The sequence below is a fragment of the Armatimonadota bacterium genome, assembly GCA_013314775.1.
Classification (GTDB): domain Bacteria; phylum Armatimonadota; class Zipacnadia; order Zipacnadales; family JABUFB01; genus JABUFB01.
On record JABUFB010000007.1, the window covers coordinates 85,787 to 101,312 of the forward strand.

Below are 15,526 nucleotides of genomic sequence, written 5' to 3' on the forward strand. Positions count from 1 at the left end.
AGCGCTGGTCACGTGCGTGTCTCTGACCGTCCTGCTGCTGTACCCGCTGACTTTCCTCGCAGTCTTCCTGTCATCCCCAGAAAGCCGGACGCTCCTGCAGGCCGTGATGGCGTCCGAGACCGCACATCAGGTCAACCGCGAGGTGGCAGTGGGGCCCCTCGAAACGGACCTGCTGAGCCACGTGACGGTGCATGGTGCGGCACTGGCCGCTCGCGGATCGCTGGCGACCGGTAGCTTCGCCTCCGCAAAGCTTATCCGCCTGATCCTAGCCCCCCAGGAGCTTCTCTTGCGCCCAGGCCGGCCGCTGGCAGCCGTGCGGGTCCTCGAGACCGATGGCCTGCGCATCGATCTCACCCGAGACGCGCAGGGCAAGCTGGCCCTTCCAGGACATGGCAACCGGGCGCGAGAGTTCGCGGACACGGGACTGTCCGGCACAAGCCTGCTCTTGCGGCGCACCCATGTGAGTTACACCGACCGGACCCTGACGGGCGAGTTCGGCACACCGCTCCAGGTCAGCTACGACGGCGGGATCATGGTGGGTGACGTCGAGCGCTTCCTCTCCGCACTCCAGGGGCGGGCCAGGACGCCGGGTGTGCTTTCGATTCGGGGAAAGCTCGGGGCGCGCGTGGACTCCCAGGTCGTGCATGCGGGCCTGTCCGCCGGCTGGGACAACATTACGCTCAGCAATCTCCTGGTGGTGACTGTGCCGGATGGTGACCGAGAGCCCCAGGGGAATCTGGACGAGGTCCGGCTCGACCGCGTGGACATCGGGTTGGCTCCCGGGCGCATCTTGCGTGACGGGAAGCCTCCGCTCCAGGCCCTGACCGGGGTAGACGTCCGTGGGAAACGCGTGCAGCTGTCGCGGTTACCGGACGGACAGCTCAGTCTGCTGAGAAACGTCAGGGAGTGGTTGCCGCGGGAAAAACAGCCGCCACAGCCGCTGGCCGCCACATTCCCGGTGACATTCCAGATCGAACGCGCCACATACACCGATCTCGCGCTGGCCGGGGCGTCAAAGCCTCTCGTGGTCGAAGCGCTTGACCTGGCCGGCCGCGTGTCCACGGTGCGCCTCACCCGCGCCCTGACAGGGAAAGCGACTCCTTCAGCCGGCGAGATCAAAGGCGAGTTTGCCGCCACTTTCGGCGATCTTTTCGCAGTCTTCGCACTGCAGAGTGACCTGGTTCACACGGCGACAATCACCGGGCTGGATGCGGTGGAGCGTGGCCGCAGTCTAGCCCGCGCTGATCGCGTACTGCTGGGCTTCGACTTGCCTGCGATGGCCGCCGGCCGGAAGGCGCCGGGACTGGACCTCATCGAAGCCGATAGGCTCTTTGCGGACGTCACGCTGGACCGAAACTACCTGCCCACTTTCCTGCCCTCCATCAACATCCCGCCGGCGCCCGAAGGCTCCGACGCACCCGAGCCGGCACTCCCGAGAATCCGCCTGACCAGCGCCGAACTCCACGTGGTCCTGGAAGCGGTTCGGTCCCGCGGACAGGCACTCAGAATCCAGGCACACGGAGCGGACGCGGACCTGTCCATTGCCGCACTGGCGGCGACAGACTGGGGCCGGGCGGGTTCGGCGTCTGGACGCTTCGCTGCGGACTTCGGCGATCTGCGCGCTGACACTTCTCTGGACGTGCGGCCTCCTGCTCCGGCCGCACTGGCGGGTCTGAGCGTGCGGCAGCGCGGGCAGGAGATTCTGGGCGCGCGGAGGGGGGAGGTGCGCCTGGACTGGGCCGCGCTGAACCGCGATCCCGAAGGCGCAGTGAAACTGATCCGCGCGGACGGCCTACTGGCGAGGATCCTTCGGGATCGCGATGGGGAACTGGCGCTGGCCAAGGCGCTGGGGATTTCGATGCCCAAGGGCCGGCGGTCGGGTTTTGCCGCGCGCGTCCAGATCACCGGCGGCGATGTGACCTACACCGATCTCAGCCGGCCGTCGGGCATCAACAGTGGGCGCATTCGGCATCTGCGGGCGGACGTTGACATGGGCAAGATCGCGCTGGTCTCCGACGGCAGGCGGGCCCGGGGCATCGGCACAATCAGCGGGGTGCTCTCGGCACGCGGGCCCGGGGTCTCTGCGAGCGCGTCCGTGCGCGCCAATCTGGACCAATATACGGTGGTTCGAGACTTTCGGGTGACGGAGGCCGGTGGCCGCGTTCCGCTGGACCTGGATTACGCCCGGGTGGACTTCGCGCCGCACCTGTTCCTGTCCGGGCGGACATTGGACGGCATTCAGCGTGCCGAATTGGTGGGCGGCCGCTTCGATCTACTGCGTGAGGCGACCGGAAGTCTGCGGGAGGCGCGGCTTATCTCAGGCAAGCCCCTCGGTGGCGCCGGCACCAGCTTGACCGCTTCGGAACTGCGGTCGTTCCGCCCGACCATCGTCTTGCGAGGTATCTCCGGACGGGTCACCGATCGGTCCTTTGACGATGGTCCGGTGGTCGCGCGCGTTGAGGGCCTTGGCGGGACAGTGAACCTGCAGCGGGATGACGGCAGCCGCATTACGGGCAGGTTTGGGCTTTCTCTGGGGCCGCTGTTGGCGAGGGCCGAGTTGAGCACGAATCTGTGGTCGCGAGCGACGGCCACGCGGCTCGAGGCAGCGGAGAAGGTGGAAGGTGAGCAACCGCGTATTGCCTTCGCGGACCGGGTGCGCCTGGAATACAGCCTGGAACGAGTGCTTGAGGGCGATGCCACCGGAGCCTTGCAGAAGGTGGCAGTCACGGGCGGGGACCTGAACCTACTCAGGGAACAGGATGGCCGGTTCCGCCTGGCGCGACTGCTCGGGCTTCAGACCACGCCCAGAGAGGATAAGCCGTTCCCGGCAGACCTCTCATTGCCCACCGTGTCCTTCACGGGCACTCGGGTGATGTACACCGACCTGTCCGCACCCGCCGGAACTGTTGAGCTGGAAGGCCTGGATCTTGATGGCCAGGTCAATGCCGGGCGTCTGCTTGCGGCCGTGCGGGGCAAGACAGCCACTGGACTCGGGTCGGTGGAGGGAACGCTAAGCCTTCGCAGCCCCGTGCTGATGGCATTCGCGCGCGTGGACGCCAGACTCGACCAGCGGCTAGTGTTTTCGGGGCTGGAAATCTGGGAGCCCGTCGAGGGAGGAAGACGCGACCTCGTCGTCATCCCCGAGGGCCAAGTCAGCTACACGCCGGCAGGGCTGCTTGGCGAGCGCCCGCTCGAAGGCCTGCGCAGCGTGAACCTGAACCGCCCCGACCTGTACATTGTGAGACAGGAGAGCGGCGCACTGGAGCTTGAGGAGAAGCTGCGCGCGGTGTTCGGGATCTCCGGTGCACCGGCAAGAGACGGCGCGACAAGACGAGTGGAACCGGGCACTGTCACGGCAGCCATTTCCGTGACCGGCGGCAATGTCCGGTACATCGACCACCAGGTTACCCCCCAGGGCGAGCCGCTGCGAGTGCAACTCACCGACCTTGATGGGCGCATTCCCGCCGGAACGGTCGCGTCGCTCATGGAACGCACCGGGCCGGCGAGGTCCGGTCTGCTCCGCGCGGGCTTCCAGGCAAGCTGGCCCGGGGCAACCGCGCGAGGCAGCTTTTCCACCGATGTGCGGTCCTTCGCACAGTTGCGTGACATCGACTTGCGCGCAGCTGAGGGCGAGGAACTGGGCGCGCAGGCAGACATGATCCTGGCCGAATATGACCTGGGCACGCTCCTTGCCCAGGGCGATGGGTGGCCAGGGGGCATTCAGACGCTGCGCGCCGACGGGCTGCGGGCCCACATCATCCGGGATGAACGGGGACGCCTGGATATTGCGGGTCTCTTCGAGCCCTTCCTGCCGGAACAGAGCAGTGTGAGCAAGGCCGAGGCGCGTGCATTGCTTGAGCATCTCGCGGCCCGGGTGCAGCTGGCCGATGCCGACCTGCGCTACACCGACTATGCAGTCAACACAGAGGGCCCTGTCCGGGGGCAGATTCTCGCCCAAACGGCGGACCTGCGCCTGGAACGACTGGTGGCCGCCACTCGTGGAGAAGCAGTTGCGGAAGCGGGGAGTTTCGGCGGGTCGGTTTCTGCCGAGGTCCCCGGGGGGCAGTTCCGGGCAATTCTCTCCAGCACCGATATCGCCACGACCATGAACGCATCGAAGGTCTGGGTGGCGGCGGCGGATGACAGGGAACCCTCATTTCAGGCGGACTGGGCCACCGCCGGCTACCAGCTGGGAGGCTTCTTCGCCGAAGACAGGCCGCCGCAGGCCGCGCTGGCGTCTTTGGAGCTCGGTGCGCCTTCTGTTTGGATCGAGCGCATGGATGACGGCCGCATCGACCTGATCGCTTCACTCACGCGCGGATTCGGGGGTACTGGTGAGCCATCCGGCAAGCCCCGACCGGCTGCGGATCTGCGCGCCGAACTGGAGAGTCTCGATGCCAGGGTGCGGATCAATGACGCCAGAGCGGCCTTCGTCGATCATTTCGTGGAGGATGGCCCGATTGAACTGGAGGTGGACCGCTTCGATGCCCGGCTTGACACCGGCCACCTGTGGGCCAGTTTCCGCCAGGAGTACACCGGGGATATCGGCTGGGTACGCCTGAGTGCGAGGGCGTCAAACCCCGCTGAGCGCGTGGCTCTGGACGCCGATTGGCGCCTGGACGGCGATTTGAGCATCCGCGACGCATCCATCACTCGCGTCGGGATGCCCCTCCCGGTTCTGACGGCTCACGCGGTTCGGGTGCGTTACGAGCCCTTCGCGGCTTTCGGCAGGGGAGGCTCTATTCCGGCTTCGATCCTGGATATCAACATTGACCGTGCCTTCGCGCAGGGCCGGCGTCTCGAGACCGGGCGGTTCGAGCTGCCGCGACTGGTCCAGGCATACTTGCCCGAGGGTGAAAGTCCTGGTCTTGGGGCGCCTTGGACTGAAGAAGGGTTTTTCTGGGGCTTCACGGGCCGAGTTCGTATGGGAAGTCTCTCGGCGTTGTACGAAGATCTCAGCCTGGGAGAAGGCCCCGCCAGCGGAACGGTGAGCAGCGTCTCGGCTGACCTGGACTTCGCGCGAATCGCGGCCTTGCGCCGTGGTGAACGGGTGGAATCCCCGGGGACCATCAAAGGCTGCGTGCTCCTTGGGCGCGAGCAAAGTTGCCTGCGCGCGACTGTCACCGCGGACCTGGGCGGCCAGGTGTTCGTGGATGATCTCGGACTGGTCAGCCAGTCAGGTCGGCGCAGAATACTGACGGCGAAACGCCTTTCGGCCCAGTTCGATCCCGTCGAGGTCTTCTCCGGTGATGTGCCACTGCGCGGAGTGACCCGGATTGCCGCACAGAACGCGGACGCCGACATCCTCATGGATGCTTCCGGGCGTTGGGAGCTTGCCCACCTGCTTGACGACTTCGTGAAGTCTGAGCCCGACGGTGGGGCTGCCAAGGGACTTGCACCCGAGGACCTGCCGGCGACTGTTGTGGTTCTTGATTCATCGGCAAGATACCTGGACCTGACCGAAGGACCGAGGCGCCCGGACCTGAGGCGGGCTGAAGCACGCAACATCAACGGCAGTGTGAATCTGGCGAAACTGTGGCAGTCCAGGAAGACCGGCAAGGCGCAGGATGCCGGGTCGATCAAGGCGGAACTCGAGGCGGAGTGGCGCGACACGCGCATCGCCGCCGATCTGGACACCGACCTGAATTCCGTCGCCCACTTGCGCGGTGTGTCGGTGACGGGCTTCGTTGATGATATGCCCAGGGAGCTGGTCACATTGCGCCGCGGCCAGATCCAGGGCAGACTGGGGGAGATCATCGCGGGAGGGGACTGGCGGGAGAACATCGACAGGGCTTCGCTGGAAGGGCTCGTGGCCGACGTGCGCCGCGCGGCCGACGGCTCCTATGACATCGCGCGCGTGCTGGGCCTGGACGTGCCTGAAGACCCGCTGGAAGCGGCTGAAGGCGAGCTTGCCCGACTCAGCGGCGTTCTGGCGCTGACCGATTCCACCGTGCGCTACGCAGATGCCTCATTGGAGCGCCCGCTCTCCCTCGAGTTGTCGGGTATCCAGGGCGAGATCAACCTGGCCGCGGCAGGACGGCTGATCGACGGTGTGCCTGCGAATGATGCGGGGCGGATTACCGCTGGAATCGACGGGACCTGGGGCGAGTACTCCCTGCGAGCGAAACTCTCCACCGATATTCTGGGCGAGACGGAGATCGCCGACCTCGCGCTGTCCGCGCCGGGGGAGATCGCTCCCGTGTCGGCCGACCGCCTCTGGGCACGCTACGATCTGAACGCCATGCTGAACGCGGAGAAACCACTTCGGCACGTGCGTGAATTGGCCGCCGAGAGACTGGTGGCACGTGGGGTCCGCAGAGAAGACGGCTCCTGGGACCTGCTGGACGAAATCGTGGATGCCACCGGGCAGCAAAGGGACACGACGGAACGGCCGGACCCGGGCTCCCTCGTGGCGCGTGTGCGACTCGCCGATTCTTCTGTGAAGGTCGTGGACTACACCGTGCAGGGCACTGAGCCCCTGGTGGTGGCCGCCCATGACCTGGATGCGGACATTGATCTGGGGGCCGTCCATGCCATGCGCGCAGACGGCGAGACGCGTTCGGCGGGCACGGTGAGCGCCAGTGTCACGGCAAGCGCAAGTGGAATCTCCGCTTCCGGGACGCTTCTGGCTGACCTGGCAGGTGTGCTTCAGGCCAGCGATCTGAGGGTCAGTGCGCCAGAGCCCAGCGGCGGTGATCTGCTGGAAATACCCCGCATGGGGCTGCGGCTCGAAACTGGCCCGATACTTGCGGGCGAACCCCCTCTGCAGCATGTCTCGTACGTTGAACTTGATGAGCCCACCGGGCGGCTGATCCGCGAGGCCGACGGGCGGCTGCGTCTAGCCCGCATTGTCGACGATGGACTTTGGGAAGATGGGACATCCCCGGCCGCCGACTACGAGAGCGGGAAGTTCCAGGGGCGTCTCGCTACCCAAAATCCCAGGCTGCAGTATGTTGACCTCGCACTGCTCGAAGATGGTCCGCTGGTGGTGGCCCTGTCCGGTCCGGGCCTGGACCTCGACCTGTCCGACGCCGACAAACCCCAGGGCCTGGTGAACGTCGACTTGCATGCCCGCAGTCGTACGGAGCAGGCTTCCCTGAGGATCGGCGGCGAGGTGGACAAGCAGGTGATGGTGCGCGACCTGGTGGTCTCGGAGCCCGGACGGGGCGAAGTCTTTCGGATGGACCGCTTCGATGTCTACGGCAACGTGGCTTCTGCTCTCGGCGATGCACCCGACCCGCTCCTGGCGATCCAACGTGTCGAGATCGGCGGCGTGCGAGGGGAGTTCCGCCGGGATTCGTCGGGTCGCATCACCTCACCGGGGTTTATCCCCCGGCGGCTGGCGACGACCGGCGACCAGGCGCCACGGCTTCAGGGGAGGTTCGACGCATGGGTCTCTCTACAGGACGTGGCGATAGGGCTGGTTGTTGAGGAACTGCTGGGGCCCAATGCGCCGCCGGTACGCGTGGAACTGGGTCAGGTGATGGGCAGCGTCCGCGCACAGGGCGAACTTCGTGACGATGGGGGAGCCGTTTCTCCTCAGGGCTCCGTCCAGGCGCATGTACGCATGATCTCGGACGGAACTGCAGTCACCGCGGATGTGGAAACCGACATATTGGAGCGCGCCTGGCTGCGAAATCTGGCGAGCGTGGATGATGCGGGTCACCAGTACGCCCGGGTCGCTGAGGTTGCCGCGCAGTACAACTTCCACGACCTCGTGGCGGGGAAACCCCTGTACCGGGCGCTGGCGGGTCTCGAAGTGAAAGACGCCCGGGTTGAGGTGGGCACCGGGGAGGACGGAATACTGCGTCTGGCCGGGCTGCCCGTGAGTGATCTGCAGGTCCGCTCCGTCGGAGAGGCAACAACCGCGGGCACCGTGGAAGTGCACGGGCAGGCATACACGGATGCCGGCGGTCTCGTCCGGGGAGAGCTGCGAGCCGATGGCGGGCTGGTGGAGAGTGCGCGCGGGGAATTCGTGTTCGATCCTTCGGACTTGTGGCTTGATGCGGAGTTCGAGGCCGGGCGCGTGGACATTCCGCTCCTGGGCGAACTCACACTGGCGCGCGAAGATGGCCGGGCGCTTGAGGGGACCGCAAACGCGAAGGGCTTTGCATACGGGCAGCTGGGTGAAGACGGGTCCGGTTTCGCGTGGTCTCTTGCAGGTGAACTGCGAGACGCGAAGGTGGTTGTCGCCTCGCTTGGAGAAGCGCCGGTTGAAATCGATACGCCCTTCGAGGCCACCTCCGAGGGCATCCGGTTTGAGCGGGCCGATGTGCGGTGGGCAGGGGTTAGCGGAACTGTCCAGGGATCGGTGTTCGACCTGGAAGATCCTTTGCTGGCTCTGGATATACAGGCGCAGGCGTCGCGCGGTGAGGATTTGCTGGCACTCCTGCCCGAAGCGGAACGAGAGCGGCTGCAGGGGCTGTCGCTCACCGACCGCGCGGTGGTGATTGCGACTGTCACCGGGCCGGCGGGGGACGCGGTGGCTGATGTTCGGTTCTCGTCGCCCGGAGCCGCCATAGCTGAGCTGCAGGGCCTGGGCTACCTGAGGCTCGAGGGAATCGACTTGACCGCATCCGTGGTTGGCTGGAAGAGCCTCAGCGTCCGGGCGGTGGCGTCAGTGGACCGCAGCAGCCTGTCGGTGGCGCCCGGCGTGGACGACCCAGTGGCGGCGGCGCTGGAGACCGTGGAGATCGGTCCGGCGGCGGCGAGAGTCTTGTCGGCGTCCAGCGACCTGGGGGACGCCATTGTGCGCATCCCGTGGGCCAGTATCCAGGGAGTGCCTGTCACGGACCTCGCGGCGTCGGCCACTCTGACCGAAGGCGGTCTCGCGATTACGGGGCTCCGGGGTAAGGTTCTCGGTGGCGACCTGTCCGGCGCCGGACAGGTGGACATCGCTGAATCCGGTGGACTGACAGCTTCCGGCCGAGTGTCCCTCACGGATGCGGAGCTCGCGGGGCTGCAGTCCGCTCGTGGCTGGCCGGAGAACATGCAGCTCACCGGCAGTCTCGGGGTGCTCGCGGGTATGCAGACCTCCAAGAAGGGGCTGAGATACGCTGCTGACGTAACACTTGAAAAGCCGGGCGTGAACGGAAGCGAGTTCGATTCCGGACGTGTCCTGGTTTCGGGCGGCAGTTCCGGGACACGGATCGATCTGGCGTCCCTGGACCGCGGCGATACCCACATCTGGGTGCAGGGGGATGTGCGCGGGCGGGATTCCGGCGGTCCCGGCGGCATGCAGGTGGACCTGCGGGTGGCTGGAGTTGGTGTGGACCCGGGCATGCTCCCGCTGGACCCGGGAGACCGCCGGCTTGGGGGCTCCATGTACTTCACCGGGGAGGCAACCGGCGATCTGCGCGATCCCGACCTGGACCTGTGGATGCAGATCTTCGATCCGCAAGTGGATGCAATCCACCTTGATGCTGCGGCAGCCCACGTCGTCCGGACCGGGTCAGAAGCCCGCGTTGACCATTTGCTCGCTTCGTCCGGGGCTGCCGTCCTGGGGGTCCGGGACCTTCGGCTCAACCAGGTGGCCCTGTACGACACCGACGGCCGGCTGAAGCCCTCGGCCTACGTGCAGGGAGGGCTGGTGGGCCTGTATGCCTCTGCGTCCGACATCGCCGAGGTCACCGACAGCGAAATCAGCACCGGCGGCTGGGTGCACTTGAATGGGACGATCAGCGGCCCGGCGCGCCGGCCAACTCTGAACGCACTCGCGGGAGCGGACCACCTGCAATTGGGCGAGTTCTTTGTGGATGAAGTTCGGCTTCCCATCACCGTGACCGGAGATGAAGTGATCGTTGCCGAGGGTAGCGCGCGCGCTCATGGCGGGCATCTGTCAGTGCTGGCGCGCGTCTCCGATCTGTACGGCAAGAGCCGGTACGAGATGGTGGCCTCGCTGGACCGCCTTGCCCTGGAGGACTTGCCCCCGATTCACAGGCTGGGGCTGGATGTTTCCGGGATAGCCTCGGTTCCGCAATTCACGGCGTGGGGAAGCCGCGATGATCCCGTTACCGGCGGCGCCACTTTCCGCGCGTCTAATGTGAAAGTCAGGACTGAACGCCTCGAGCCTGTCACCGGTTGGGTAGGGTTTGGCAACGGGCTCATCCAAATGAGTGCGCACAAGATCCAGAGCGTCCCCGAAGCCGAGACCAGAGGTGGCCAGGCTGAGGAGCCCGTTACCGTGAGCGCTCAGGGCACCCTGGAAATGGCAACCCGCATGTTGCGTGCCGAGGTGCACGTGGGCTCGCCCGAGATTGTCGACCCGGCGGGGGACGTCCCCGAGAGGATCATCCGCGCTCTTCCGGACATTGGCAGCCTGCTGCAACTGGCCGCCCCACTGGTCGCTGTGGGTGAGGCCGCGCGCGAGACCCCGGTTCCGCCTGCTTTCGGGGCATCATCGGAGCCGGAGACCCCGGTTTCGACCTCACAGTCCCTGGCTCAGCTTGGGCTGCGCACCTCCGGCAAGGTAGCCGGCCAACTGCTTCTCGTGGGGCCGCTTGATGAGCTCAACTGTCGCACGCGGTTCTCGGTGTGGGACGCGGAACTGGACCAGAAGCCCCTTCCGCGCCGGGTGCGAGGGCAGTTTGGCGCTGATCTCAGCAAGCGCAGGATCTATGACATCGAGGCGGACGCCATCGATGGCCGCCAGTTCTGCACGGTCACAGGCTCTGTCACACTGCCCGACCCCAGCTTCGATGAATGGGCGGAGGCGGACGATCCGGCCTCCCTGGACCTCACCATTGAAGGTGCGGACATTGATCTGCCGATGTGGCGCGACTGGGTGCCCACTGACCTGCCCTTCGGGGGATCAGCCACGTTCCTGCTTGTTGCCAACGGCAAGACGCGTTCGCCTACGGTCAGGGGCAGCCTGGATATCATGAAGCCGGCTCTCGCGGGGGCACAGTTCGACCTTCTGAAGTTGCCGCTCATCGACGTGCGCGAGGGAGCTGTTGTGGTGCGTCGGGCGAGGCTGATCCGGTCTGATGAGATCCCGGCCGAGCGCAAGGGTGATGCACCGACCCGGGCCGTGCGGGAACTGGCCATGGAGGGCACACTGCCCTGGACCTGGGGCAAACCATGGATCCCCAGGGACCGGGACATGGACCTCAAGGCGGAGCTCGGCGACATCGATCTGGGATTCTTTGTGGGGCTGATGGATGAGATCGCGCGCGAGCGGGCGCCGCTGGACCGCAAGTCCGAGCCGACCCTGTGGTCCCAACTGGACACCAGTGGGACGGTGAGCGCGAGCCTGAATGTAACCGGTCCGTGGGGCGCCCCTGAGCTTGCGGGCCGCTTGAGGGTGAAGGACGGATCAGTGCGATCGGCGGGGTGGGAGCGACCGGTGGACGACCTGCAACTCGGCGTCAGGTTCGTGCGGGAGGCCGGGCGGAATCTGGGGATCATCGAGGAAGCTCGGGGGCGCTGGGGTGCGGTGCGTTGGACTGCAGACAATGCCTGGGCGTACCTGGACCATCTGGGCATAGCGAATCTCACCCGGAACGAGTACCACATGGACCTGACCATGACTTCGGACAGGCGCACCACGGTAGGGGGCTTCTCTGTGGCGAAAGTGGGCGGGGGGCTTTCGCTGCATACTGAGCTCCCGCTCGATGGATTGCAGGCGGAGGGGGACAGGATCCACCGCCTGACGGCGAACGACCTCACGGCCTGGCTCCCCGACGGGAGCATCCGGCTCTCGGGATCTGCCGGACTGACCACCTTTTCGCCCACTGAGCTTGCCGGCAACAGCTATGACCTGAGGGTCACCTTCGACCACGCCCACCTGCAGCGGGGCAAGCAGTTTCGGGGCGTCGTAGATGGCGCGGTGAGTGTCGTGGGTGCCCCGGATGGGCAGGGGGAGCCGGAAACCCAGGTCCGGGTCGCCGGTGAACTGATGGTGCATCAGGCCGAGGTAGGCCTGGTAATCCCCAAAGCGCCCACGACCGGCAGGGAGATACTGAGCCTTTCCCGGCGGTATCCCACCCCGGTTTTCGACGTCAAAGTGAACGCGGGGGAAGCGGTGCGGATCCGGGGGCTGGGCATTACTATCCCGGTGGAGCCCTCTACCATCGCACATGTCACAGGCAGCCTGCACGAGCCGAAAGTGGTGGGGAGCATCTCGTCACCATCGGGCGGCATTCAGGTTCCCGGTGGTGGGATTCAGGTCAATACTGCCAACATCGAATACGAATTCGGCCCCAAGCCCGGCTATCTGAACCGGGACCGGCTGCCCCTGGAGCTTCGCGGACAGGTCCGCGCCGAGGCCAGGCAGGTGATCACCAATGCCGAGGTCCCGGGCTGGGGCGCCGGCGATGTTGAGATCATCATCTTGGTGCACGGGAACCTTCCGGATGACATACGCGTCGATACCCGGTCAGAGCCGCCGCTAAGCGAGCAGCAGATTCTGGCGCTGGTTGGTTCCGAACAGCTTGCGGGGCTGGAAGTTGGCGGTCGTGGTCGCGGCTTCGACGAGGTCCTCACCGAGCAGGCACTCAATCTCCTCGCGGCCGGGTTCAGAGCCCGGGTTTTCGACCCCATCGAGTCCGAATTGCGGCGCATACTGGGTCTATCCGAGTTCAACGTGACCTTCGGCTTCGACCAGGCCGTTGATATTCGGCTCGGCAAGTACCTGCTGAAGGATCTACTGGTCTCTTATGAACGCAGTTTCGGCGCAACGGGCATCGATGAGTACGACCTGAGCGTGTCCTACCGCTTGAAAAACCGCCTGCGGGTAGCGTACACTACGGACGAGCGTGGTGATCACCGCATCAAGCTCTCGTATGATATGGACTTCTGACAGCATGCGCGACCGGGCCGGATGTGCCCGGCGCACCCCTGAATGGGGCCCGAGTCCGCGCAACGGACCGCACCCGGCGTTGTCCAAGTCAGGTGGCGTCGGCGGCACACGATGCCGGGGGAGCCGATCAGGGCGCGGGGTCCCAACATGAAGCGCTGCCTGCTTTCTCCCGGTCCCGGCGGCGGTCCAGGGATGATCGGACGTCCAGGACTGAGTGGCACCGTGGAACCGACCACTGACGCCGACGATTTCGCCAGAATCGTCGAACAAAACTACCAGCGCGTGTACAGCGTGATCTTCCGCATGATCGAAGATCGCGAAGAGGCGGAGGATCTGACCCAGGATACCTTCGTCAACGCCTATCGCGCTTTCGACAGCTTCCGCCACGAGAGTCAGGTATACACGTGGCTGTACCGTATTGCCGTCAACCTTACGAAGAACCGGCTGGACCGCCGGCGCAGGCGCCGTAACTCCGAAGGGCCGTCGCTGGACGAGCCGGTGGCCATGGAAGACGATGAGCTGTCGCGGCAAGTGGAAGACTTTCGGCGGGCCCCGGACAGGTCTGCGGAGAACGCCGAACTTGAACGCATCCTGTCGGAAGAGGTCATACGCCTGCGGCCCGAATACAAGGAAGTCGTGATACTGCGGGACTACGAAGGGCTGTCATACGAACAGATAGCCCGCGTTGTTGGCTGCAGCGTTCAGGCCGTCAAGTCCAGGCTATTTCGGGCGCGCAGTGTACTGCGTCGCGCTCTTGCGGAGTACCTCGAGATCGAGCCGTAACCGCCCACACCGGGCACACAGAGATGAACCAATCGTGGGGAGACAACCAATGCGGATTAGAGCAACCGGGCAGACGCTCGCCACGCTGCTGGCCGCCACGGTCCTGCTGAGTCTCGCCATCACGGCGAGTGCCCAGGGATTGCTGGTGTCCGAGATCAAGGTCGAAGGGGCCGGCTACGTCTCGGCCAGCGTCATCGAGAACGAGATCAAGGGCATCCTCAGCGTAGGGGCCGAGCTGACCCCGGAGAAGATCACCGCGGCGCGCGAGGCGATCGAGCGCCTCGGATATTACGACAAGGTCGAAGTCTCCCAGCGCGTGCTGGCTGAGGGCCGAGTCCAGGTCATCATCAGCGTTGTCGAAAAGCAGCGCATCGAGAAGATCCTCTTCGTCGGCAACACCGTTCTGAGCGACGACGACCTTCTGGGGGTCATCAACTCCAAGCCCGGCGTGCTCGTGGACAGGCGCCTTGCAGAACGCGACGCAGTGCGGATTCAGTCCGCATACACCAAGGCCGGGTATTTCGCCCAGGTTGCTCACGCGAACGTGGACAATTTCGGCGTGCTGACTTTCGTTATTGAGGAAGCCAGGATCGAGGCCATCAAGATCACGGGCCTGAAGCGCACCAAGGAGTGGGTCGTGCGGCGGCAGATCGAGATCAAGCCCGGCGAACTCTACCAAGAGCGCAAGCTCATCAGCACCGTCCATCGGATCAATGAGCTGCAGCTTTTCAAGAACGTGGAGTTCGAGGCTCACCTGGGCGAACTCGACCCAATGAATATCACGGTGGAGTTCAAGGTGGAGGAGACCCGGACCGGGCAGGCCGGACTCGCCTTGGCCTACAGCAGCCTGGACGACCTGGTTCTGATGGTGTCGGTGCAAGAGAACAATTTCCGGGGCCAGGCCGAGCGTGCCTCGGTCAGCCTGGAGATGTTCGGCCGCACCAGCTACGACCTCAGCTACGAAGAGCCTTTCTGGGATGAGAAGGGCACCGCTTTCGAGATCAACCTGTTTGACACCGAACGCAAACGCCAGTTCTTCGGCGGCGCCGCCGTCTCAACCGGCAGCGACGAGTTCGAGGAACGCCGCACGGGTGGCAGCATCCGCATTTCGCGGGCCCTGGATGAGGCCAATCGCAGGCGAGCCACCGTTCGGTTCCGCAGCGAAGAGGTGTCCAGTTCATTCTTCCAGGGCGTGAAGTACGTCGGGACGCAGGTGCCCGGAGGAGTGTCCCCTGCGCAGACCATCGACGACCTGCAGGATGGCGATCTGCGGGATATCGTCGATAATCCGAATCTCGAGCCCGACATCCCCGGTCCCGGCGACATCCTCGGGCCTATCAAGGTGGCTGCTCCCCTGCATCCCGGCGGTCGTCTGGCCAGCATAACGCTGGGTTACAGCTCGGACCTGCGCGACTCGCGCTTGAAGACTACGATGGGCAGCTTCTGGTCGGGCAACGCCGAATTCGCCGGAAGTTTCCTGGGCGGCGAAGTGAGCTTCACCAAGTTGACAGGAGAGTACCGCTACTACCGACCGGTGGGGAAGAAAAAGGACGTTATCGCGGCCCGAATCATGGCCGGAGCCAGCTTCGGCGATCTGCCCCTGTTCGAGTCGTTCACTGCGGGTGGCTCCAATACGCTGCGCGGTTATGAGGAAGACCGGTATCGCGGTGAGAATCTGCTTCTGGGAACGGTGGAGTACCGGCGCGCACTCAATGAGAGCCTGACTCTTGTGGGCTTTGTGGATGTCGGCGACGCATACGGCGGCAATTTCCCCACCGTGGTTCCCGGCTTCAGCGTTCCCGCGGAGGACCAGAGCTTCGAACCCCATGTGGGTATCGGGGTGGGAGCGCGCATCGTGACGCCCGTGGGTCCTTTCCGGATCGACATCGGCTGGGGAGAAGACGGGAGCCAGGCGCACGTCAACTTCGGGCACACTTTCTGAGC

General features: G+C 65.3%; 3 protein-coding genes. All 3 read left to right on the top strand.

Features of this window, described 5'->3' with window-relative positions:
• The first annotated feature begins 16 nt into the window (after nt 1-16).
• The 3 genes from HPY44_07355 (at nt 17) to HPY44_07365 (ending at nt 15,524) form a co-directional block, all read left to right on the top strand.
• Nucleotides 17-12,799, top strand: coding sequence for a translocation/assembly module TamB domain-containing protein (locus tag HPY44_07355; GenBank protein NSW55810.1), 12,783 nt, complete (start codon nt 17-19; stop codon nt 12,797-12,799).
• 192 nt (nt 12,800-12,991) lie between these two features.
• Nucleotides 12,992-13,582, top strand: a complete 591-nt coding sequence (locus HPY44_07360) for a sigma-70 family RNA polymerase sigma factor (GenBank protein NSW55811.1) — start codon at nt 12,992-12,994, stop codon at nt 13,580-13,582.
• 49 nt (nt 13,583-13,631) lie between these two features.
• Nucleotides 13,632-15,524: a BamA/TamA family outer membrane protein gene (locus tag HPY44_07365; GenBank protein NSW55812.1), complete on the top strand. Its 1,893-nt coding sequence runs from the start codon at nt 13,632-13,634 to the stop codon at nt 15,522-15,524.
• The last annotated feature ends 2 nt before the right edge of the window (nt 15,525-15,526 follow it).

What these genes read in the sequence shown, in the direction of transcription:
- HPY44_07360 (NSW55811.1), top strand. Translation starts at nt 12,992, where the DNA reads ATGATCGGACGTCCAGGACTGAGTGGCACCGTGGAACCGACCACTGAC.
- HPY44_07365 (NSW55812.1), top strand. Translation starts at nt 13,632, where the DNA reads ATGCGGATTAGAGCAACCGGGCAGACGCTCGCCACGCTGCTGGCCGCC.